The organism is Streptomyces sp. CA-179760 (assembly GCF_050937045.1).
In the GTDB taxonomy this organism is placed as follows: Bacteria; Actinomycetota; Actinomycetes; order Streptomycetales; family Streptomycetaceae; genus Streptomyces.
Map to the genome: position 1 here is coordinate 104,126 of NZ_JBNJLZ010000001.1, position 21,423 is coordinate 125,548.

The following is a 21,423-nucleotide window of genomic DNA, read 5'->3' on the forward strand; positions in this document are numbered from 1 at the left end:
GATCGACCCTAGCCCATATTTGAACGCGTTCAAAACCTCTCGAGGGTGCAGGCACCGGTCGGCTCGGAGGTGCCATCCGGCAAGATGGGGCCATGAGCGTAGTCAAGATCAATGTGCTGACCGTGCCCGCCGAGCAGCGGGAGACGCTGGAGAAGCGGTTCGCCTCCCGCGCGCACACCGTGGAGAGCTCCGACGGGTTCGAGTGGTTCGAGCTCCTCCGCCCGGTGGAGGGCACCGACACCTACCTCGTCTACACGCGGTGGCGTGACGAGGCGTCGTTCCAGGCCTGGATGGAGGGGCCGATGAAGGCGGCCCACCAGGGCGGCGGCGAGGGCGGCGAGCGGCCCAAGCCCGCCGCGAGCGACTCGACCCTCTGGTCCTTCGAGGTCGTACAGCAGGCGGGGCCGAAGGGCGCGTAACCCGCTTGATCGCATGTGAATGGTCCCCCTGCCAGAGCGGCAGGGGGACCATTCACATGAGGCCGGGTATCGCGCTCAGGTGCGCCGGGAGCGTGCGGGTGCGGCGGTACGGCCGACCGCGGCCGCCAGTTTGCGGAGCCGGCGCCAGTCCAGGCGTGGCGGCGCCTCGGGGACTCCGGGGCGGTTGCGGGGCACCCGGACGCGCAGGGCCCGGCGTGTGATGCGGCAGTTGACAGGGGACGGCAGGGTGAGCGCCTCGCCGTCGAGGCCGACTTCGAGATGCGGTGCGTCGGAGTGGACGACGACGTTCTGGGCGGTGAGCACGGTAAGGCCCTCCGGCCGTGGGGACAGCAGGAGTTCGGCCGCTTCCACGGCGCTGTCCACGCGCACGGCGAGCACGCCCAGCTTCCCGGAGTTGAGCCGCTCGCGCCGGCCGAAGCCGAACGGGTCGTCCATGCGGTAGGCGTTGTTGCTCACCAGGACGGCCTGCGGGTCGGCGATGGTGGTGCCGTCGGCGCTGGCCGTCAGACGCGGGCCGCTCTGCCGGGTGAGCAGCTCGGGCAGCCGCTCCAGCGCGGCACCCACCTTGTCGTCGCGATAGCCGGGGCTCTGGACGACGGCCCCGTAGACGCCGAACGACGCGTTGTTGACGAAGGGGCGGTCGTCGGCGAAGCCGAGGTCGACGCGGAGTTCGACCCCGTCCGTGAGGGCGTCGAGGCAGGTGGACGGGTCGTCCCGGTCCAGGCCCAGGTCCATGGCGAAGTGGTTGCGCGTGCCGGCCGAGATGACGAGGAACGGCAGGCCGTGCTCCGCCGCGACGGCGGCGACCATCGCCTGCGTGCCGTCGCCGCCCGCGACACCCAGGAGGTCGGCTCCGTCGGCCACGGCGGCCTTGGCCAGGGCGGTGACGTCCTGGTGGTGGTCCGGGTCGAGCAGGACGACCCGGGCACCCAGCTCCTCGGCCTTCTCCTTCAGGGAGAACTTCTCGACCTTGCCACCGCCGGAGCGCGGGTTGAGCAGGAGGAAGGGGCGCTGCGGCGGCGGTGTCCGGTACTCCTTGACCCGTACCGGCCGCAAACCCGTGCTGCGCAGGGCGTAGCGGCCGCTCCAGACCGCGACGCACCACAGCAGCAGCGAGGTGAAGACCACCCAGATCAGATTCGCGGCCGCGAAGAGGATGATGACGCCGACGGGGGCGACGAGGGCCAGCACGGCCGCTGCCATGCGTGCCGGTCCGCGACGGGACAGGACCCACCAGAGTGCCGCAGCGGTCAGGGCGAGGCCGGCCAGGCCGGCCAGAAGCAGCAGCAGTCCCTTCAGACCGCCGGAGACGAGGGGCAGCAACGCCGCCAGCGCGACCGCGGCCAGGGCTCCCCTGGCCGCCCATCTCTGCCGGCGGTGATCCCGCTCGCCCATCGCCGATCCCATCTCGTTCCTCCGCTCGAAGGCCGGCTCGGGCGCACCCTCGCGACCGCGCCCGGCCGTGCGTCATGGTGCCCGCCGACGGATCGGCTCGGCCACTGCCGTCCCTGATGACTCCCCACCCGCGGGCCCGTCAGACGTGCAGATCCCCCGGGGCGGAGCCATCGGTAGCGTACGCGGCCCCGCGCGCACGGTTGCGCGCACTGGGGCACATCGGCGCCCACCTTCACCGCCTGTTGGGGAAATGGACACACGCACCCTCTTGACCTGGTGAGTCTTATTACGCAACTCTGCTGTCACAGTCCCTGTCGACGAGGAGGCGGCACGCGATGGAGTGGACGGGCGCGCGGTACGCGGACGGACCGACGGTCGAGGTGACGACCTGGATCGCCGCTCCGCCGGGGAAAGTGTGGACGCTGGTGTCGGATGTGACGCGGATGCCGGACCTGAGCGAGGAGTTGCAGTGGGCGGGGTGGGCCGACGGAGCCACCGGGCCGGCCGTCGGGGCGCGGTTCACCGGCCGAAGCAGGCACGAGTCGTTCGGTGAGTGGGAGACGACCTCCACGGTCGTCGCCTGCGCCCCGGAGCGGGTGTTCGCCTGGGCGGTCGGGGATCCGGCCGAGCCCGGCGCCGTCTGGCGGTTCGGGCTCGAACCCCGGGACGGCGGGACCGAACTGTCGCAGTGGATGCGGATGGGCCCGGGGCGCTCCGGCCTCTCCTTCGCGATCGACGCCATGCCGGAGAAGGAGCAGAAGATCGTGTTCGTGAGGTTGCGGGAGTTCGAGCGGGGCATGACGGCCACGCTCGAGCACATCAGGCAGCGGGCGGAGGCGTGATGCGCACGGCGACGACCGTCGAGGCGGCGGCTCTCGGCTCCTGGTCCCGGCAGGCCCACTTCGTCGTCGAGGCGGAGAAACTGGGGCTCGACGTCTGCTGGGTGGCCGAGGCGTGGGGGTCGGACGCCCCGTCCACCCTGGGCTTCTACGCGGCCCGTACGGAACGGATGCTGCTGGGCTCCGCGGTCATGCAGGTCGGGACGCGCACGCCGGTGGCCCTCGCCCAGGCGGCGATCACCCTGTCCAATCTGTCCGGCGGGCGTTTCCTGCTGGGGCTTGGCCCGTCCGGACCACAGGTGATCGAGGGCCTGCACGGGGTGCCGTTCGCCCGCCCTGTGGCCCGCACGCGCGAGACGGTGGAGATCGTGCGGCAGGTCGTCGCGGGCGGCAAGATCTCCCATTCGGGCTCCGAGTTCAGGATTCCGCTGCCCGGCGGGGACGCGGTGCCGATGCGCCTGTCGATGCGGGCCGAGCACCCCGTCCCCGTCTACCTGGCCGCGCTGTCGCCCGCGATGCTGCGGCTGACCGGCCAGGTGGCGGACGGCTGGCTCGGCACCAGCTTCGTACCGGAGGGCGCGGCGGATGCCTACTTCGCTCCGCTGGACGAGGGGCTGGCCGCCGCCGGCCGTGCACGCGCCGGGTTCGACGTCTGCCAGGGAGCCGAGGTCGCGTTCGCCCGGGACGAGGAGGCGCTCGGCCCCATGGTCGCGGGCCGGAAGAAGGAACTCGCCTTCAGCCTGGGCGGCATGGGTTCCGCGTCGACCAACTTCTACAACCGGGCCTACGGGCGTCAGGGCTGGGCCGAGGTCGCGGCGGAGGTACGGGAGCGCTGGCAGGCGGGCGACCGGGACGGCGCGACGGGGCTCGTCACCGACGAGATGGTGCTGGCCACCACGCTCATCGGCACCGAGGAGATGGTGCGACGGCGGCTGCGGGTCTGGCGGGACGCCGGTGTGGACACGGTCCGTCTCTACCCGGCCGGGGAGACCCTGGACGACCGGCTCGACACCCTTGGCCGGGCGATCGAATTGGTCCGCGAGACCGATACCGGAGCATGAACCCGGCCTGTCCGCAGGGCGCACCGGCGGACAGGTAGGCTCCCGTGCTGATCATCGGCCGACACGAACAAATGGGGGGCTCCGTGCGGGCCATGGCTACCGTGACGACGACCGCGCTCGCTTGCCTGCTGGCGGGCGCCGCCCTGGCCGGGTGCGGCTCCGGCGGCACCGGCGACGACAAGTCCGCAGGCGACCTCCTCGACGAGGCCAACGCGACGATGCGAAAGCTGGACTCCGTCACCGTCGACATCACCAACCGCACGACGAGCGGTACCGTCACCAGCCATCTCGAGACCGACCTGGACAGCCGGTGCAGGTCGAAGACCGAGATGCCCGGAGGCGGGGCCCTGGAGCAGATCCGTCTGGGCCGCACCGACTACGTCCGGCCGAACCGGGCCTACCTGCAGAAGTGGAAGAAGGTCCCGGGTGCCACGGGCGAGCAGAAGCTGTGGGTGAAGACGCCGGTGGACCCGGCCGCTTCGGGCAACGGCCTCACCTCGTGCGAGCGGCCCTTCGACTCGTTCGGCACGGCGCAGAAGGGCGGCTCCACCCGGGTCGGAGGCACGAAGGCCGTCGAGCTGATCGTGACCGACAAGGCGGACAAGGAAGGGACGTACACCTTCTACGTGGCCGAGGAAGGCGAGCCCTACCTGCTCAAGACGGTCTACAAGAACGGCGCGCAGCACACCACCACCTCGTTCAGCGCCTTCGGCGAACCCCTCGGCCTCCGGGCGCCGAAGGCGGACGAGGTGCTGAGCCTGCCCGGCGGCAGCCGCTGACCCGTCCGGCAAGGAGGGCGGCAGCGCTTTCCGTTGGATTTCGACAGCAACTGGCCGACCGGGGCGAATCGGCCCACAAGGGCTTGACGCGGGCGAGACGTGCTCGGCCTACTGGTAGGCGCAGCGGCCGTGTCGGGGGGTCTGATGGTGCGGCGACGATGGGCGGCGGTGGCGGGCCTGATGGCCTGCCTGCTGTTGCTGCAGCTCGCCGCCCCGGGGCTCACGCAGGGCGAGCGCACGCCGGGGGCCTGGGTCACGGCGGACGTGGACGCGCGGGCGACCGGTGCGGCTTCGACGCCTGAGACCGAAGGAGCCGGGGAGCGCTGCCCGTGCGAGGAGGAGCCGGCGCTCCGGCACCTGGCGGCACGGACACCGAGGGCCGCGAGTGCGGCCGGGGCGAGCGCGGTGGCGACCGGGGCTCCCGTGGTGGACCGGGGCGGTACGGACATCCGGGCGGCGGGGACGAGCCGGTGCGCGGGGACGACCGGATCCGCCCCGAACGCCGTGGAGCTGCAGACGTTCCGCTGCTGAGTGACGGCAGTACCGACAAGGGCCTGCGCCGTACGGCCTGAGTACTGCCTGGTGCCGATTCGCGGCGATGTACAGGCCTTCGTGTGTCCCCACGCCGATGACACAGGAGGCAGAGTTGCCTGGAAAGCGCGTTCTCGTTCTGCGGCCGGACGAACTGGGCCCGAACGACCAGAAGATGTGGCGGGAGATCCGGACGGAGTCCGCGGCCCCCGCGAATCCCTTTCTCGACCCGGCGTTCACCACCGCGGTCGGTCAGGTCAGGCCGGGAGCCAGAGTCGCGGTGCTGCTCGACGACGACTCCCCGGTCGGGTTCTTCCCCTACGAGAAGGGACCCTTGGGGCAGGGCCGGGCCATCGGGCTCGGGGTCTCCGACAGCCAGGGGGCCGTGCTGCGGCCCGGGATCCGGCTGGACGCCCGCGGATTACTGCGCTCCTGCGGGCTGGCGTCCTGGGAGTTCGACAACCTCGAAGCCGGCCAGGGGCTGTTCGTGCCGCACGCGGCCGAGGAACTCGCCTCCCCTGTCGTCGACATCGGCGAGGGCTTCGAGCGGTACTCGGAGCGGCTGCGGGCGAAGTCGCCGAGCTTCCTCAGACAGACCCTGGCCAAGGAGCGCAAGCTGGCCCGGCAGGCCGGCGAGGTGCGGTTCGTGTACGACGCCCGGGATCCGGACGCCCTGCGGGCGCTGATGGACTGGAAGTCGGCGCAGTACCGGCGGACCGGCCGGCGCGACCGGTTCGCGCAGGAGTGGATCACCCGGCTGGTGACGCTGCTCGGGGAGAGTGAGGAACCGGAGTGCCGTGGCGTGCTGTCCGTGCTCTACGCCGCGGACCGGCCCGTGGCCGCGCACTTCGGTCTGCGCTCGCGCACGGTGCTGTCCTGGTGGTTCCCGGCCTACGACCGCGCCTACGCCAAGTACTCCCCCGGTCTTGTGCTGCAGCTGAGGATGCTGGAGGCCGCGGCGGCCGACGGTGTCGGGACGGTCGATCTGGGGAGCGGCCCCGCCCGCTACAAGGAGTCACTCAAGACGCGTGACGTGCGGGTGTACGAAGGGGCGGTGGTACGGCCCGTGCCGGGCGGCGCCGTCCACTGGCTGGGCCGGGAGCCCGCCCGGGCCGCCCGCCGCTTCGTACGCAACCGGCCCCGTCTGGCGGGCGCCGCGGCACGGACCCTGGCGGAGCTGGGGCGGGTGCGTGGCCGGTGAGAACGTCCGCGCCCGGCTCCGGAGAACCGGGCGCGTGGTGCCGTCACCTCGTGGCGGTCCAGCTGTGGGCGACGTCCACGATGAGGCGGCCGTCCAGCTGCAGCACCCGGAAGGGCAGCCGGGCGCGCAGGCCGAGTCCGATCTGGGTCTCCCCTCGAAGCTGCCGGCGAAGCGGGTGTCCCGGAACGTGCGGTAGCCGGTGAGGTCCACGCCCGGCAGCGGGCGCGCCACCCGGCCGGGATAGGTGGCGGCGCCGGTCTCCGGGTCGTAGGCGGGAGCGGCCACCCGCACCTCGAGGACGGCCCCGCCGGCCACGGGAATGTGGCGGCCCGACCCGTCCTGGTACAGCCGGTCGACATAGCGCACGGAGTACCCGACGTCGCCCCCCGCGCCGGGCAGGTCGACGACCATCCGGTCGAAGCAGGTGTGACGGCCGGTTCTGATGTCCTTCACCGGCGCGATCACGGCGCTGCTGTCGGTCTTGGCGAGACTCCCCCAGCCGGTCGGGCACGCCGCGGCCCGGGTCGCCTGCGGGGCGGCGGCCGGAGCCGCGCCGGCCGGGACCGCCGCCACGCCCACGGTGGCGCCCACGAGCGCGAGAGTCGCGCATACTGTTGAGATTCGTACCATTTCTGCCCCCGAGGCTTATGTGTTGCTGATATCGGGTGAGACGGCCGTGACGACCGAAAGGTTGCACTTGCCGCGCCGGAGTGCCGACCATGGCACATCCTGATGGGGAGCGATTGGTGTCCGGTGCGTCCGTACCGGGAGGACGCGAGATGGATGAGGCAGCCGCCGTACCGGACGGGCCGCGGTCACCCGGCGGTCCGGGCCGGGGCGGGGGTGGCGGCCGGATCGAGGATGCGCTCACCGCTCCACTGATCGCGGCCGTACGGGACCTCGGGGGCTACGGCGGCCTTGTGTACCTGCGCTCCCGCGACCGGCGCTCGCTGGTGCTGGCTCTGGTGACCGGGGTGCCCCGGTCACTGCTCAGGGCGTGGTGGCGGGTGCCGATGGGCGGGGCGCTGCCCATGGCCGAGGCCTACCGGCGTGACGAGCCCCTGTGGCTGCCGGACGAGCGCGTCACCATGGTGCGGTTCCCGCACTTCACCGCCGGGCTGCCGTACTCCTTCGGCTCCGCCTACCGGCCCGTCCGGACCGGCGGGGAAGCCGTGGGCGTGCTGGTCGTGCTGCGCTCGGCCGCCCGGTCACCGATGGACGCGGAGGCGGTGGATCTCGCGCTGCGCCCCGCCGGGCGGGACATGGAGGAGCGCCTCGGCCGTCTCGCCGCCGGCCTGTCCGGCTCGGACTCCCGAGCGTTCCGGGTGGAGTACGACGACGAACCCGTCGGCGTGCGGCTGCCCACGGCCGCCGTCCACCCCGTGCGGGTCGGGCTTCTCGACTGGGACCTGGACAGCGGCCGGTGCACGCCGGACGACGAGGCCCTCGCGCTCCTCGGCATCGCCGGCACGGACTTCGGCGGCACCATGGCGGCCGTCGAGGCCCGCGTCAGCCCGGACGACCTGCACGAACTACGGGCGAGCCGGCAGGACGCGCTGGCGCACGGCCGGGTCAGGTCCCGTCACTTCCGGGTCCGGGACGAATCCGCCGGCAGCGGGGAGATCGGCTACCGGCCCGTCGAACTGTGGGGCCATCTCGTGCGCTGCGGCTCCGTCCGGCTCCTGGTGGGCGCCCTCGTCGACGCGGCCGGGGGCTGACCGCGGCCGAGGCGGCGGAGCGGCTGCCCGACGGGCTGTTCTCCCTGGACCAGGACGGCCGTCTCACGTACGCCAACCGCCGCTGCGAGGAACTGCTCGGCGCCGGCCGGGAAGAGCTCCTCGGGCGCTGTCCGTGGGAGGTGATCACCTGGCTCCGGGATCCCGCGTACGAGGACCGCTACCGGGCGGCGATGCTGTCGCAGGAGCAGGTGTCCTTCCTCGTGCGGCATCCTGCCGGGAACTGGCTGAGCTTCGTGCTGTTTCCGGACGTGCACGGGCTGACCGGCCGGGTCCATCCGACCGGCCCGCCCACCGGCGGCGAGACGGCGCGCGAGGCCGGGGCGTCCACTGGTCCCCTGCCGGGTGTTGGGGCCGTCGCGCCGCCGCCCGGGCCGGTGGCGGCGGCGCGGGCCGGGGCGCTCTACCACGTGGTGCAGATGGCGAGCGTGCTGACCGAGGCAGTCACCGTGCAGGACGTGTGCCGGGCCGTGTCCGAGCAGTTGCTGCCCGCGTTCGGCGCGCGGGAACTCGCCCTGTACACCGTCCGGGAGGGCCGGATGTACCTGCAGTGGGAGTCGGGGTACCCGGAGGGCTTCCTCACCCAGTTCGAGGGCGTCGCCCTCGACACGCACCTGCCCGGCGTCCATGCGCTGACCACGCGGCTCCCGCTCTTCTTCGAGTCGCCCGAGGACCTCTCCGTCGCCTATCCGGGCATCGCCCTGGACCGGATGAACGCCTGGTCGTTCCTGCCGCTGATCGCCTCCGGCCATTCCGTCGGCTCCTGCATCCTCGGCTGGGACGCCCCGCACCGGTTCACCGCCGACGAGCGATCCGCCCTCACCGCGCTGAGCGGGCTCGCCGCCCAGGCCATGGAGCGGGCACGGCTCTACGATGCGGAGTCCGCCGTCGCCCGCGGCCTCCAGGAGGGGCTGCTGCCGCACCGGCTGCCGGCCGTCGAGGGGCTGCGCACCGCCGGCCGGTATCTGCCCGGCACCCAGGGCATGGCCATCGGCGGCGACTGGTACGACGTGATCACGACGGGGCGTGGTGTGGCCCTGGTGATCGGGGACGTCGAGGGCCACAGTGTCGGCGCGGCCGCGGTGATGGGCCAGCTGCGCAGCGCCGTGCACGCCTTCGCCGCGAGCGAGCGGCCGCCGCAGGAGGTCATCACCCATACCAACCGGCTGCTGGCCGAACTGGAGTCGGACGCCTTCGCCACCTGCTGCTATATCGAGCTCGACCCGCGTACCGGGCGTGCCCTCGCCGTGCGGGCCGGCCATCCCCCGCCGCTGCTGCGTCACCCCGACGGGCACGCGGAGACGCTGGACCTGGTGGGCGGGGTCATGCTGGGTGTGCAGTCCGACTCGGTCTATCCCGTCACCGCGCTCACCCTTGCCCCCGGCAGCATCCTCGCGCTGTACACCGACGGGCTCGTGGAGCAGCCCGGCAGCGACATCGAGACGGGGATCGAGGAGGTCCGCCGCGCCCTGGCCGACACCCCGGCGGACTCGGTGGAGCTTCTCGCCGACCGCCTGGTGAGAACGGCCCGGCGCGCCCGCGAGCGGCCGGACGACGTGGCGCTGCTGCTGACGGCGTACCGCTGACGGGCCGGGCTGCTCGGCAAGGCCACGTGTGCGGAACGAACCGGGACCGGCGGGGCCTGCGGCCAAGGCCGAGTCCGAGGGCCGAGTCCCACTACCGGGGCACCGCCCCGAGCCGCCGCCCGCGACCGGGGGACCGCGACGCCCGCCCCGGTCACCGGTCCGGCCGGGCTCGGGGGCCGGATGGGCAAGGCCCCGGGCCGGAGGTACCGGTCTCTTGCGGTGCCGCCGGTGGGGCGGCAGGACCGGTGAGAGAGCGCCCAGGTGTCTGCGCGTCACCTGCGGGTGGGAACGCGAGCGAGCACCTCCCCGGTGACATCGTGGGGCGTTCCCTCGCGGCTTCCCGCCCGCAGGGGCACGGCCGGGCGGCCGGGCCCGGAGTACGGTGGGCGGGACCGGGGAGCGAGGCGGTGGTGGCGGTGGAATGGCAGCGGTACGCCGAGCAGATGGCGCAGCTCGCCCGGGATCTGGTGGCCCAGGATTCGGTGCAGGCGACGCTGGACGAGATCGCCGCTTCGGCGGTGAAGCTCGTCGAGGGCTGTGACGCGGCGGGGATCCTGACGGTGTCCAAGGGCCGGGCCGTGACGCTGGCCGTGTGCGGCGACATGGTCGAGGAGTCCGACCGGCTGCAGGGCGAGCTGGGCGAGGGGCCGTGCTTCGACGCCGCCCGCCGGGTGGACGGCGAGCGGCTGTTCCGTATCGCCGACATGACCACGCCGCAGCCGTCCTGGCCGCGGTTCTCCCGGGCGGCCCGTGATCTGGGGATCGGCAGCATGACCGGTGTGCTGCTCTACACCGAGCAGGAGGACTTCGGCGCGCTGAACCTCTACTCGCGTCGCCCGGGGGCCTTCGGCAAGGACATCGAGGCCGCGGGCTGGCTGCTCGCCTCCCATGCGGCCGTGGCACTGGACACCGCGCGTACCGTCGACCAGTTGGAGCACGCCCTGGAGACCCGGCACGCCGTGGGAGAGGCCATGGGGATCCTCATGGAACGCCACCGGCTGAGCGAGGACGAGGCCTTCGGCGTGCTGCGGCGTATCTCGCAGCACCACAACATCAAGCTGCGCGACGTCGCCCGGCACGTCCGCCCGGACCCCCGGCAGGTCTGACCGGGAACGTCGGGGCAGCGGCCTCAGGCCCGGTGGCGGTCCGGGCGGTACGCGCGCAGCAGGAGCACCGCGATGTCGTCGGTGTGCTGCCCGGTGGGCGTCGTGTGGTGGACGAGCCGGTCGATGAGCCGTTCCAGGTCGTGGCCGTCGGCGGCGTCCAGCTGCCCGGCGAGGTCCGAGGTGGTCCGGGTGGCGTCGGTGCCGGGGAGTTCGACCAGGCCGTCGGTGTAGAGGGCGAGGGTGGTGCCGGGGAGCAGGGGCGCGGTGGTGACCGGGTAGTGGCCGCCGGTGTCGATGCCGAGCAGGGGGCCGGGCTCGACGTCGAGGACCTCGGCGGGGCGGCTGGTGTGACGCAGCAGCGGCGGGACGTGTCCTGCGCTGGCGAAGGCCACCCGGTGGCGGGCCAGGTCGAGATGGGCGTAGAGGCAGGAGACGAGCAGTTCGGAGTCGAGGTCGGCCAGGAGCCGGTTGGTGCGGACGAGGACCTCGTCGGGTGCGGCGCCCGCGGTGGCGTGGGCGTGGATGGCGGTGCGCACCTGGCCCATGAGTGCGGCGGCGGCGATGCTGTGGCCCTCCACGTCGCCGATGACGGCGGCCGCGGTCGTCCCGTCCAGGCGCAGCAGGTCGAAGAAGTCGCCGCCGACCTCGATGCCGTGCCCGGCGGGCAGGTAGCGGGCGGCGACGTCGAGGCCGGACAGGTTCGGCAGGGCCCGGGGCAGCAGGGCGCGCTGCAGTTCGTGTACGAGACGGTGCTTGGTGTCGTAGAGCCGGGCGCGGTCGAGGGCCTGGGCGATCAGACCGGCCAGGGAGGTCAGGACGGCGCGTTCGTCGGCGGTGAAGGTGTGCGGGTTGTCGTAGGACAGGATGCAGCAGCCCACCGGCCGCCCGGAGATGATCAGCGGCAGGAAGGCCCAGGCCTGTTTGCCGCTGGTCTGGGGGACGCCGGGGTAGTTGGCGGCCATCTCGGCCGGGTCGGCGAAGAAGGCGGGGGTGCCGCTGGCGAGGACCTGGCCGGCCGGGGTGAGGTCGGTGTCCAGGGACAGGGCGTCGAGGCGTTCCATGACGTCGGCCGCGTAGCCGTGGTAGCCGGTGATCTTCAGACGCCCGGCCTCGGCGACGGACAGCACGAGGCCCTGGGCACCGAAGGCGGGCAGGATCTGGTGGGCACTCAGCGCCACGAGGTCGCGCACGGTCACCGCCTCGGTGAGCGCGGCGGCCAGGTGCACCAGTTGGTAGAGGCGTCCCGTCGGGGCCGCCGCGGGACTGCGCGCGGGGGCAGGCGGTGACGGGGCCTCGGTCCGCTCTCCGCCCGGGACGACGCGCACGCTGATGCCGCTGGTGTCCGGGTAGAGCTGGAAGGTGAGCCACAGGTCGGGCGGGCGGCGCGCGGTGAACGACACGGGTGTGCGGCTGACGACCGCCGTGCGGTAGTGGTCCTCGTAGACGGGGTCGTCCAGCCAGGACACGGACTGCCAGGGCCGGGTGCCGAGCAGCCGGTCGGCGTGGCAGCCGAGCAGGCGGGCCGCGTTGGCGGTGGCGAAGGTGACGCGGCCCTCCAGATCGAGGGCCAGGGCACCTTCGGGGAGGCGTTCGAGGTAGTCGGCGGCGGCCAGGCCGGTCTGCACGGGGTGGTGCGCGGCGTCGACGGGGACGACGCGCGGCTGGTCTGGCAGGGTGGGCGGCCCCGCGGCGTCGTCCAGCAGGCGGGCCATGCGGCGGGCGCTGGAGGTGAGGTGGCCGCGTACGCGTGGCGTGATGCCGCGCGGCCGCACGGCGGGCCACATCAGCACGATGCCGCCCCAGCGGCGCCGTACGCCGGTCAGCGGGACGGCGGCCAGGGCGAACGGGTAGGGCAGGACCGCGGCGGCGCGGGGGTAGCGGCGGGCCATCTCCTCCTGGCTCGCGATGCTGACCAGAGTGTCGTCGTGGATCGCGTCGGCGACCGGGACCGGCGCGGTCAGGGGGAGCCGCTGCCAGGGGGGCGCTGAAGGCGATCGGCAGGCCGCAGAGCGTGACCAGGCGCAGCACGGGCGCCGCCTCCTCGATCAGGTACAGGCCGCCGATCGAGGCTCCGGTTCCGCGGACGGTGTCGGCCAGGGCCGTCCCCAGGGCGTCCAGCGTCCCGGCGCCCCCGGGCGGCTCGTTGTCAGCGGACATGCTGTCCTCCCGCTCCTACCCGGACGCTACGCCTCGCGGGGCCTGCGGGCATGTCGTCGGGCATGACTCCGTGGATGAGTGCTACGGGCACGGAGCGTGGTGTGCGGGGGCGTCCTCGTACAGAATCGGAGGCCCTGGACGGCGATCGGGAGGCCGGCTTGCAGACGCTGACATCACAGGATCCGCTGGCCGTCGCCGTCACCGCGGCGATCCGGGCCGGGGACCTGCCGGGGCTCGGGCAGTTGCTCGCCGACCATCCCGGTCTGGCCGCGGCACGCGTCACCGAGCACGGCGAGGACGGCAAGGGCACGCGCGGTCTGCTGCACATCGCGACCGACTGGCCCGGCCACTTCCCCCACGGTCCCGAGGTGGTCGCCGCCCTGGTCGCCGCCGGGGCCGATCCCGACGCGCGCTTCGGCGGTGCGCACGCGGAGACTCCACTGCACTGGGCCGCCAGCAGCAACGACGTGGCCGTCCTGGACGCGCTCATCGCCGCCGGGGCCGACATCGAGGCCCCGGGGCGGTGATCGCCGGTGGCACCCCGCTCGCCGACGCCCGCGCGTTCGGCCAGTGGCGCGCCGCGCGCCGGCTGATCGAGCACGGCGCCCGCACCACCCTCCAGGACGCCGCCACGCTCGGCCTGCTCGACCGGGTGCGGGCGTATGTCGAGGCCGAGGAGCCCCCTGCGCCCGACGAGATCACCAGCGCCTTCTGGGGCGCCTGCCACGGCGGGCATCTGCCCACCGCGCGGTATCTCCACGAGCACGGCGCCGACGCCGACTGGTGCGGCTACGACGACATGACACCGCTCGACATCGCCCGCGCCCATGACGCCGACGACGTCGTGCGGTGGCTGCGCGGCCTGGGTGCGAAGAGCCGCTCGTAGGGTCGGGTCACAGGCAGTAGCGCACGAGCCACTCGTCCTGGTTGTAGGCGGTGCGCGCCGGGTCGGGGACGCCCGCGGCCCGTTCCTCGACCATGTCCTCCACGCGCACCGGCTCCGGCAGCGCGCCGAAGCGTGCCCGGCGTGCCGCCGCCTCCGCCTCGCTCCCCTGCTGCGACGTCGCGTCGTCCACCGCGATACCCCTCTCTCGCCGGCTTCCGAGACCGATCCGGCCTCCCTGGGCAATGAGTTGACGCGCGGGGCGGGCCGTTGGTTCCCGTGGCGGGGCCCAGCCGGCTCGTCCGACCCCACGAACTTCGCCGCCGACGGTTCCCGGCGCAGCCGGACAGTGATAGGAAACCTTCCTATCAGTTTTGCACGGCCAGCTCTCCCCACCCCCACTCTGCCTGGAGGCCCCGTGAGACACCCGACCCCGCGCCGCACCGCTCTGGCGTTGTTCGGCGCCGCCCTCGCCGCCGCCCCGTTCCTGAAGCCGTCGCAGGCCACGGCTTCCGCCGTTGCGATCGGGCTCGACGACCCGGCGAAGAAGGAGATCGCCATGCGGCTCGTGTCGAGCGCGGAGAACTCCTCGCTCGACTGGAAGGCGCAGTACCAGTACATCGAGGACATCCGCGACGGCCGCGGCTACACCGCCGGCATCATCGGGTTCTGCTCCGGCACCGGCGACATGCTCGACCTCGTCGAGCTCTACACCGACCGCAAGCCCGGCAATGTCCTGGCGAAGTACCTGCCGGCGCTGCGCGACGTCGACGGCTCCGACTCGCACGACGGGCTCGACCCGGGCTTCCCGGGCGACTGGCGCCGGGCGGCCCGTGACGCCGCGTTCCGGCGGGCGCAGGACGACGAGCGCGACCGGGTGTACTTCGGCCCGGCGGTCCGGCAGGGCAAGGCGGACGGGCTGCGGGTGCTGGGCCAGTTCGCGTACTACGACGCCATCGTCATGCACGGCGACGGCAACGACCCGCTGAGCTTCCGCAACATCCGCAGGCGTGCGCTGCGTACGGCCGAGCCTCCGGCGTCGGGCGGTGACGAGGTGACGTACCTCGACGCCTTCCTGGACGCGCGGGTGTGGGCCATGAGGCAGGAGGAGGCGCACAGCGACACGAGCCGGGTCGACACGGCTCAGCGCGTCTTCCTACGCAAGCGGAACCTCGACCTCGCCCCACCGCTGGACTGGAAGGTCTACGGCGACAGCTACCACATCGGCTGACCCTCGGGCGGCGGCCCACGGCGGATTGGTCCACGAAACGCGCACCGAAGTGGACTCCGAGCCGGGCCGCCGCGCTGCCTAACGTCGCCGGTATGAACGTCACCACCACGCGGGGAGCCCTGCTCGCCGCGTTCGCCTGTGTCCTCGTCGGAGCGTCCTTCACGGCCAACAGTGTCCTGGGCGAGTACCCGTACGCGGGCGGGCAGTTCCTGCGCTACGGGCTGGCCTGTCTGCTGCTCCTGCCCCTGGCCGGGAGGGGTTCGACCGCCCGACTGAGGGCGCTGACGCCGCGTCAGTGGGTCCGTCTCGTCCTGCTCGCCGCCATCGGCATGGTCGGCTTCAACCTGGCCGTCATCGCCGCGGAGCGCACGGCGGAACCGGCGGTTCCCGGTGTGTTCGTGGGCTGTGCGCCGGTGGTCGTCGTCGTGCTCGTGCCGCTCCTGGACGGACGCGGCCCCAGACGGACGGTCCTGTGCGGGGCGTTGCTCGTGGCCGTCGGCGCCTGCGTGGTCCAGGGCTGGGGGCGCACCGACGGCGCGGGCCTGGCCTTCTCCGTGTGCGCCCTGGCGGGGGAGGTCGGGTTCGCCGTGCTCGCCGTACCCGTGCTGCGGCCGCTCGGGCCCCGGTTGCTGTCCGCCGCGGTGTGCGCGGTCGCCACGCTGGAGTCGGCGGCGGTCGGCGTACTGGCCGACGGGGCCGGGTGGCTGCGGCGTCCGGACGCCGCCGAGGCCGCCGCGCTGCTGTGGCAGGCCGTGGTGGTCACGGTCGTCGGGTTCGTGTGCTGGTACATGGGCATGCAGCGGATCGGCGCGGAACGCGCCACCCTGTTCTCCGGCCTCATCCCGGTCGCCGCCGCCGCTACCGCACCGCTCGTCGGCACGGGCTCCTACGGCCTGGCACAGGCGGCGGGCAGCGCGCTGGTCGGCCTCGGCGTCGCTCTGGGGTCCGGGGCGCTGAACCTTACCGCGACGCGCGGGCGCATCGGCGGGCGAGCCCGGCGCGCCGCCCCGGCGGCGACCTTTCGGGGGAACGCCCGCCCGGAGTGGCAGGGTGCCCGCGCGCCGGAAATGCCGGAGTGATTCCCCGCGCATCTAATGGACGGCACCTAATGTCTCAGCCGACACAGGAGCCACGTAGATGCCGCACTCCCGCACCGGTGACGGGGACAAGAAGGCCGCGCGAGCGGGTCTGCTGCGGCGGCTGGGCGAGTGGTGCGCACGCCACTTCGGGATCGTCATCGGGGCATGGCTCGTGGCGCTGGTGGCTCTCCAGGTCGTCAACCATGTGTCCGGGGGCGAGTACTCCGACAACTTCTCCTTGCCCCAGGCGCAGGCGCAGAAGGGCCTGGACGTGCTGAAGGAGCACGATCCGCAGGCCGGCGGCTACAGCAGCCAGATCGTGCTGCACGACGACAGCCAGGAACTGACCGCGCTGAACTCGCAGATGTCCACCACGGTCGCCGACCTGGAGAAGCTCCCGCACGTCCTGTCGGCCCAGAACCCGCTGTCCGCCCCGGGCTCGTCCTCGCAGCAGTCGCAGCCGAACGTCGGGCCGCTGTCGGACGACAAGAAGACGGCGTACATCACGGTCCGTTTCAATGTGCAGCCCTCGACCCTCGGCGCCGGATACCTGAACGGCGTCGACTCCGCCGTACAGCCACTGCGTTCGGCGGGAGCGGAGGTCGAGTACGGCGGGCCGCTCGGCGAACTCGCGCGGCCGGCCGCCGACGACCGGGTGAGCGAGCTGATCGGGTTCGGCGTCGCCGTCATCGTGCTGCTGGTCGGCTTCGGCAGTGTGATCGCCGCCGTCATTCCGCTGCTCACCGCGCTGATCAGCGTCGTCGGCGGTCTCGCCATCCTCGGGTTGCTGGCAGCCGCGTTCACCTTCGCGACGGTCTCACCGACCCTGGCCACCATGATCGGCCTCGGTGTCGGGATCGACTACGCCCTGTTCATGCTCACCCGTCACCGGCAGAACCTCATCGACGGCATGGACCCGGTACGGGCCGCCGGGCAGGCCGCGAGCACCAGCGGCCACGCCGTCCTCGTCTCCGGCTGTACGGTCATCATCGCGCTGGCGGGCCTGTCCGCGTCCGGAGTCTCCTTCATCTCCCTGCTCGGTCTCGCCGCCGCCGTCACCGTGGTCTCGGCCGTCGTCGGCGCGCTCACCCTGGTCCCCGCCCTCCTCGGGCTCATCGGCCGGCACATCGACCGCTACCACGTGCGCCGCCCCGTCGCCGAGACCGACGCCGAGGCGGGTGAGACGGCGCAGGGCACCTGGCACCGGTACGCGCAGCGGGTGGAACGCAGGCCGCTGTGGTTCCTGTCGGGGGGTGTCGCCGTGATCGCGGTGCTCGCGATCCCGCTGTTCTCCATTCAGCTCGGCCACATCGGCGACGGCGCCGACCCGACCTCCTTCACCGACCGGCGGGCGTTCGACCTGATGACCGACGCCTTCGGGCCGGGGTCCAACGGTCCGCTCACCATCGTCATCGACCAGACGGACGTACCCGACTCTCAGCGTGACGATCTGGCCTCGCGGGCCCAGACGACGCTCGACTCGGTCGAAGGGGCCGCCGCCGTCACCCCGCTGACGCCCACCCAGGACGGGGACGTCCTGGTCGGCACGGTCTACTCGACCAAGTCCCCGCAGAACTCCGCGACCACGGACCTGACCAACCGTCTCGTCGACGACACACTGCCGGACGCCGTCCAGGGGACGGACGCCAAGGGGTACGTCACCGGCACGACGGCGACACAGGTCGACTTCCGTGACATCGTCGCCTCCCAGCTGCCCGTGATCATCGCCGTCGTGGTGGGCCTGGCGTTCCTCATCATCCTGGCCGTGTTCCGGGGGCTGCTCGTCGCCGTCAAGGCGGCCGTCCTGAACGTGCTGTCGATCGCCGCGTCGTACGGCGTGGTCGTCGCGGTGTTCCAGTGGGGCTGGGGCGGGCCCGCGCTCGGCGTGCACGGCAAGGTGCCCATCGAAAGCTATGTGCCGATGATGATGTTCGCCATCATCTTCGGCCTCAGCATGGACTACGAGATCTTCCTGCTGTCCCGCGTCCACGAGGCGTGGCTGCGCACGGGGGACGCCAAGGGGTCGGTGGCGCACGCCCTGGAGATCACGGCCCGGGTCATCACCAGTGCCGCGCTGATCATGGTGAGCGTGTTCGCGGCGTTCATCATCAGTGACAACATCGTGGTCAAGATGCTCGGCCTGGGGCTGGCCGTCAGTGTGCTCATCGACGCCTCCGTGGTACGGCTGCTGATGGTGCCGGCCGTGATGACGCTGCTGGGACGGCACGCCTGGTGGACGCCGCACTGGCTGGACCGGGTACTTCCCCACATCGACGCCGAGGGGGGACAGAAAGCGGAGGGCGCCCGTCCGGCGCAGTAGCGGACCGGACTCAGTGGAGCACCAGGTGGACGAGGGCGACGGCGCCGACCGACACGATCAGGGTCCGCAGGACGGCGGGGCTGAAGCGGCGGCCCGTCCTGGCTCCGACGAGGCCGCCCAGCGCGGACCCGGCGGCGATGAGGACGACGGCCGTCCAGTCGAACTCCGCGAAGAAGAGGAAGAGCAGGGCGGCGACGGTGTTGACGACGGCCGCGAGCACGTTCTTCACGGCGTTGAGCCGCTGGAGCGTCTCGTCCAGCAGCATGCCCATCAGGGAGACGTAGATGATGCCCTGCGCTGCCGAGAAGTAGCCGCCGTAGACGCTGGCGAGCGTCAGCCCCGTGAACAGCAGCGGACCACCGTCGGGACGGGCCGGGCCGCCGGTACGGCGACGTCGGCGGCGCACCCGCCGGGCGATGAGGGGCTGGCAGGCGACCAGGACGAGGGCGAGGCCCACCAGGGCCGGCACGATCCGCTCGAAGGCCGCGGCGGGCAGGGTCAGCAGCAGCACGGCGCCCGCGAGGCCGCCCAGCACGGCACCGATCCCGAGCAGGAGGACGCGCCGCCTCTGACCGCGGAGCTCCTCGCGGTAGCCGATGACCGCGCTGATCGAGCCGGGCACCAGCCCGAGCCCGTTGGACACGGTCGCCGTGACCGGAGGCAGTCCGGTGGCGAGCAGCACCGGGAAGGTGATCAGCGTTCCCGAGCCGACGACGGCGTTGACGGCACCGGCGCCCGTACCGGCCGCGAACACGGCCGCCATCTCCCAGGGCGTCATGCCGCGACTCCGCCGCCGACGCCGCGTCCGGCGTTCCAGGTGCTGTCCATGGGGTCACGGTAGAGGGTGAGCACTTCGGGGTCCGCCGAAGGGTGCCGGACCCGGAGCGGAACGGCGGCGGGATCCGAGGAGGGATCCCGCCGCCGTTCCGGTGGCGCGTCAGGGCGTTGTCGGGTCAGCCGCGCCTGGCACGGCGGAGGACCACGAAGCCCGTGATGAGGAGAACGGCACCCGCCGCGGCCGGCCACAGTTGGGCACCGGTCTCGGCCAGGTTGCCGCTGCCGACCGCCTGGGGCTCGGTCCGGGGCGGAGTCACCGGGGTGGCGGCGGCGCTGGTCGCCGTGCCGACGGCCTGGGACTCGCCGAGGCCGTCCGAGCCCTCGCCTGAGTCGTCCTTCGAGCCGCCCTGTGCACCGGACTTCGCCGAGGGCGTCGCGTACACCTCGGCCTCGTCGGCGGGCGAGTCGCTCGGCTCCGGCTCAGGGGCAGGCTTGTCCGTAGCCGGCGGCTTGGGCGCCTCGCCCTTTCCGCCCTTTCCGTCGGTGCCCGTGTCGCCGGGCTTGCCGCCCGCGTTGCCGTCCTTCGGCGCGTCCGGGGTGCGGGTGGGCTGCTCCTGCGGGGCCTCGGGGGCCTTCGTCGGCTCCTCGCTCGGCTCCTCGCCCGCCCCGGGCTCCTCGGTCGGCTTCTCGCCGGGCCCGGCTTCCGCTCCGGCTCCGCACTTCCGGCCGTCGTTGATGCAGTCGACCATCTCCCCATCAGGTCCTCGTCGAAGACGTTGATGAAGTCGCCGTGGTCCGTGACCGGCTTGTGCAGCTGCTCGGGGAAGGAGTCCACCGCGAACAGCGGTGTCGTACGGCCGCCGTCCTTCAGGCTCGGCGCGTCGACGTCGTAGACGATGCGCTGGACCAGCTGCGGAATCGGCCGGAAGCCGGACGGGCAGGCGCCGGAGGCGTCGGTGAACGCCACGTGGGTGCGGTGGTTGGCGCTGTCGATGTTGCGGCCGTCCCAGCAGCTCTGGAACGTGAAGGAGCGCACCACGTCGCTGCCCTTCGGGCACAGCGGGTACTTGTCCTTCAGCTGCCGGTCCTCGAAGCCGGTGCAGCTCCAGGAGGCGTTGGCGTTGGCCGGTCCGTTGACGAACGACTTGGCGTCGCCGGTGATGATGCGCAGCAGCCGCGGCATGGCGGTGACCTTGTCGCGCGGGTTCCCCACGAAGTCGAGCGTGACCTGCTTCGGCGTGACGATCGCGCCGGCGTTGCCCTCGATGCCGCCGCCGGGCGAGCCCGCGTCCTGCTCCTGGGTGCCGTTCTGCACGCGCAGGACGGGCCAGTAGTAGGAGGACTTGTCGCCCTGGTCGTCGCAGCTGGTCTCGGCGTCCGCGAGGTCCTGGTCGCTGGCGAAGGCGTTGTTGGCCTGGTTGCCGACGTAGTCGTGGAAGTGGTGGGCGCCGTTGGTGACACCCGGGGCGGCGATGATGTTGTCGGAGTTGAACAGGCCGTTCTCGTTCACGCCGCAACTGGTGGCGAAGGTGCCGCGGGAGGCGTTGCCCTTCTGGCGAGGGCTGTTCACATTGGGCTGGACGCTGGTGATGTCCGCGAAGTCGGCGGCGACCGGTCCGTTGCCCGCCTGTCCGCCGTTGTTGCCCTGGCCCTGCTCCTGGCCGTTCCCCTGATCCTGGCCGTCCTGGCCCTGCTCCTGGCCGGGCTGCTCCGCGCCGTCGCCGTCCTGGCCCTCGCCCTGCTCGGGGCCTGGTTGCCGGAGTCCCGGACGGTGCAGGCCGCGAGGGCGTCGAGTCCCTCGGGGCGGTCTCCCACCCGGTCGATGGCGATGGCGATGCGCTCGAGGGTCGCGCCCCGCTTCTCCTTCAGCGGATTCATGATCGCGTTGTCGGCGAAGCCGGAGTCCTGCTGTATCTGTTGTGCCGACGCGCTCAGCCGCTGGTAGGCCTTGGCGATCTGCTCGTCCAGAAGGGCGAGTTCCTTGTCGACCTCCGCCCTCGCCTGCTCGGGGACCGAGGTCAGTCGGCTGCCGACGTCCGGGCAGTCGATCGTGGAGCCCGCGGTCCGCACCCCCGTACCGGACCGCGTCTGGGCGGGATCACCGCCCGAACCGCTGTCCGTGGCCGAGGCGTAGACGTTCGCCGCCATCAGGCCGCCTCCGCCCAGCATCAGCGCGACTGCGGCGAAGGTCGCGCGCCGTGGGCCTGTAGGGCGTCTTCGCGTATTGCGTGCCAAGGGTGCTCTCCTGCGCTTGAGGCGTTCCGGGCATGAAAATCCCCTCGCCCCATACGTGCGCGGGCGC

General features: G+C 72.7%; 18 protein-coding genes and 2 pseudogenes. 14 read left to right on the forward strand and 6 right to left on the reverse strand.

Annotated features, from left to right (window positions below):
* The first annotated feature begins 92 nt into the window (after positions 1–92).
* Entirely contained in the window at positions 93–419 is a 327-nt protein-coding gene (locus tag ACQEV8_RS00505; protein ID WP_059416674.1) for an antibiotic biosynthesis monooxygenase family protein, read from the forward strand.
* A gap of 75 nt (positions 420–494) precedes the next feature.
* On the opposite strand, the gene ACQEV8_RS00510 is transcribed toward ACQEV8_RS00505, so the two are convergent.
* On the reverse strand, positions 495–1,847 hold the full coding sequence (locus ACQEV8_RS00510) for a diacylglycerol/lipid kinase family protein (RefSeq protein ID WP_432956343.1): 1,353 nt from the start codon (positions 1,845–1,847) through the stop codon (positions 495–497).
* A gap of 323 nt (positions 1,848–2,170) precedes the next feature.
* Here ACQEV8_RS00510 and ACQEV8_RS00515 point away from each other — a divergent pair, with 323 nt between their 5' ends.
* The 5 genes from ACQEV8_RS00515 (at position 2,171) to ACQEV8_RS00535 (ending at position 6,246) form a co-directional block, all read left to right on the forward strand.
* Entirely contained in the window at positions 2,171–2,677 is a 507-nt protein-coding gene (locus ACQEV8_RS00515) for an SRPBCC family protein (protein ID WP_432956345.1), read from the forward strand.
* Positions 2,677–3,735 carry an LLM class flavin-dependent oxidoreductase gene (locus tag ACQEV8_RS00520; protein ID WP_432956346.1) on the forward strand — a complete coding sequence of 353 codons (1,059 nt, stop codon included), beginning with the start codon at positions 2,677–2,679 and terminating at the stop codon, positions 3,733–3,735. Before ACQEV8_RS00515 ends, ACQEV8_RS00520 begins: the two co-directional genes overlap by 1 nt.
* 92 nt (positions 3,736–3,827) lie before the next feature.
* Positions 3,828–4,514, forward strand: coding sequence for a hypothetical protein (locus ACQEV8_RS00525; protein WP_432956347.1), 687 nt, complete (start codon positions 3,828–3,830; stop codon positions 4,512–4,514).
* A gap of 144 nt (positions 4,515–4,658) precedes the next feature.
* Positions 4,659–5,045, forward strand: coding sequence for a hypothetical protein (locus tag ACQEV8_RS00530; RefSeq protein WP_432956349.1), 387 nt, complete (start codon positions 4,659–4,661; stop codon positions 5,043–5,045).
* A 97-nt stretch (positions 5,046–5,142) separates the two neighbouring features.
* Positions 5,143–6,246 carry a GNAT family N-acetyltransferase gene (locus ACQEV8_RS00535; RefSeq protein WP_432956351.1) on the forward strand — a complete coding sequence of 368 codons (1,104 nt, stop codon included), beginning with the start codon at positions 5,143–5,145 and terminating at the stop codon, positions 6,244–6,246.
* 43 nt (positions 6,247–6,289) lie between these two features.
* Here ACQEV8_RS00535 and ACQEV8_RS00540 read toward each other — a convergent pair.
* A pseudogene (locus ACQEV8_RS00540) lies at positions 6,290–6,876 on the reverse strand (AMIN-like domain-containing (lipo)protein).
* A gap of 149 nt (positions 6,877–7,025) precedes the next feature.
* Here ACQEV8_RS00540 and ACQEV8_RS00545 point away from each other — a divergent pair.
* The 3 genes from ACQEV8_RS00545 (at position 7,026) to ACQEV8_RS00555 (ending at position 10,674) form a co-directional block, all read left to right on the forward strand.
* Positions 7,026–7,964 carry a hypothetical protein gene (locus tag ACQEV8_RS00545; RefSeq protein ID WP_432956353.1) on the forward strand — a complete coding sequence of 313 codons (939 nt, stop codon included), beginning with the start codon at positions 7,026–7,028 and terminating at the stop codon, positions 7,962–7,964.
* On the forward strand, positions 7,892–9,568 hold the full coding sequence (locus ACQEV8_RS00550; RefSeq protein ID WP_432956355.1) for a SpoIIE family protein phosphatase: 1,677 nt from the start codon (positions 7,892–7,894) through the stop codon (positions 9,566–9,568). Before ACQEV8_RS00545 ends, ACQEV8_RS00550 begins: the two co-directional genes overlap by 73 nt.
* Before the next feature lie 443 nt (positions 9,569–10,011).
* Positions 10,012–10,674 carry an ANTAR domain-containing protein gene (locus tag ACQEV8_RS00555; RefSeq protein ID WP_432972284.1) on the forward strand — a complete coding sequence of 221 codons (663 nt, stop codon included), beginning with the start codon at positions 10,012–10,014 and terminating at the stop codon, positions 10,672–10,674.
* A 23-nt stretch (positions 10,675–10,697) separates the two neighbouring features.
* Here ACQEV8_RS00555 and ACQEV8_RS00560 read toward each other — a convergent pair whose 3' ends face one another.
* Positions 10,698–12,563, reverse strand: coding sequence for a SpoIIE family protein phosphatase (locus tag ACQEV8_RS00560; RefSeq protein ID WP_432956356.1), 1,866 nt, complete (start codon positions 12,561–12,563; stop codon positions 10,698–10,700).
* Between the two features lie 426 nt (positions 12,564–12,989).
* Here ACQEV8_RS00560 and ACQEV8_RS00565 point away from each other — a divergent pair, with 426 nt between their 5' ends.
* Both ACQEV8_RS00565 and ACQEV8_RS00570 read left to right on the forward strand, forming a co-directional pair.
* The gene (locus tag ACQEV8_RS00565; RefSeq protein WP_432956359.1) at positions 12,990–13,358 is read left to right on the forward strand and encodes an ankyrin repeat domain-containing protein; all 369 of its coding nucleotides are present in this window, start codon (positions 12,990–12,992) and stop codon (positions 13,356–13,358) included.
* On the forward strand, positions 13,355–13,717 hold the full coding sequence (locus tag ACQEV8_RS00570) for an ankyrin repeat domain-containing protein (RefSeq protein ID WP_432956361.1): 363 nt from the start codon (positions 13,355–13,357) through the stop codon (positions 13,715–13,717). Before ACQEV8_RS00565 ends, ACQEV8_RS00570 begins: the two co-directional genes overlap by 4 nt.
* Before the next feature lie 7 nt (positions 13,718–13,724).
* Here ACQEV8_RS00570 and ACQEV8_RS00575 read toward each other — a convergent pair whose 3' ends face one another.
* Positions 13,725–13,907, reverse strand: coding sequence for a hypothetical protein (locus tag ACQEV8_RS00575; protein ID WP_432956363.1), 183 nt, complete (start codon positions 13,905–13,907; stop codon positions 13,725–13,727).
* A 225-nt stretch (positions 13,908–14,132) separates the two neighbouring features.
* Here ACQEV8_RS00575 and ACQEV8_RS00580 point away from each other — a divergent pair, with 225 nt between their 5' ends.
* The 3 genes from ACQEV8_RS00580 (at position 14,133) to ACQEV8_RS00590 (ending at position 18,344) form a co-directional block, all read left to right on the forward strand.
* Entirely contained in the window at positions 14,133–14,945 is an 813-nt protein-coding gene (locus ACQEV8_RS00580; RefSeq protein WP_432956364.1) for a chitosanase, read from the forward strand.
* A gap of 92 nt (positions 14,946–15,037) precedes the next feature.
* Positions 15,038–16,024: a DMT family transporter gene (locus tag ACQEV8_RS00585; RefSeq protein ID WP_432956366.1), complete on the forward strand. Its 987-nt coding sequence runs from the start codon at positions 15,038–15,040 to the stop codon at positions 16,022–16,024.
* A 58-nt stretch (positions 16,025–16,082) separates the two neighbouring features.
* Complete coding sequence (locus ACQEV8_RS00590; RefSeq protein ID WP_432956367.1) at positions 16,083–18,344, forward strand: MMPL family transporter; 2,262 nt, start codon at positions 16,083–16,085, stop codon at positions 18,342–18,344.
* A 10-nt stretch (positions 18,345–18,354) separates the two neighbouring features.
* Here ACQEV8_RS00590 and ACQEV8_RS00595 read toward each other — a convergent pair whose 3' ends face one another.
* A complete protein-coding gene (locus ACQEV8_RS00595; protein ID WP_432956368.1) occupies positions 18,355–19,122 on the reverse strand; it encodes a sulfite exporter TauE/SafE family protein in 768 nt (255 codons plus the stop codon).
* Between the two features lie 175 nt (positions 19,123–19,297).
* Positions 19,298–21,269 (reverse strand): annotated as a pseudogene (locus ACQEV8_RS00600) (DUF1996 domain-containing protein).
* Positions 21,270–21,423: the final 154 nt, after the last annotated feature.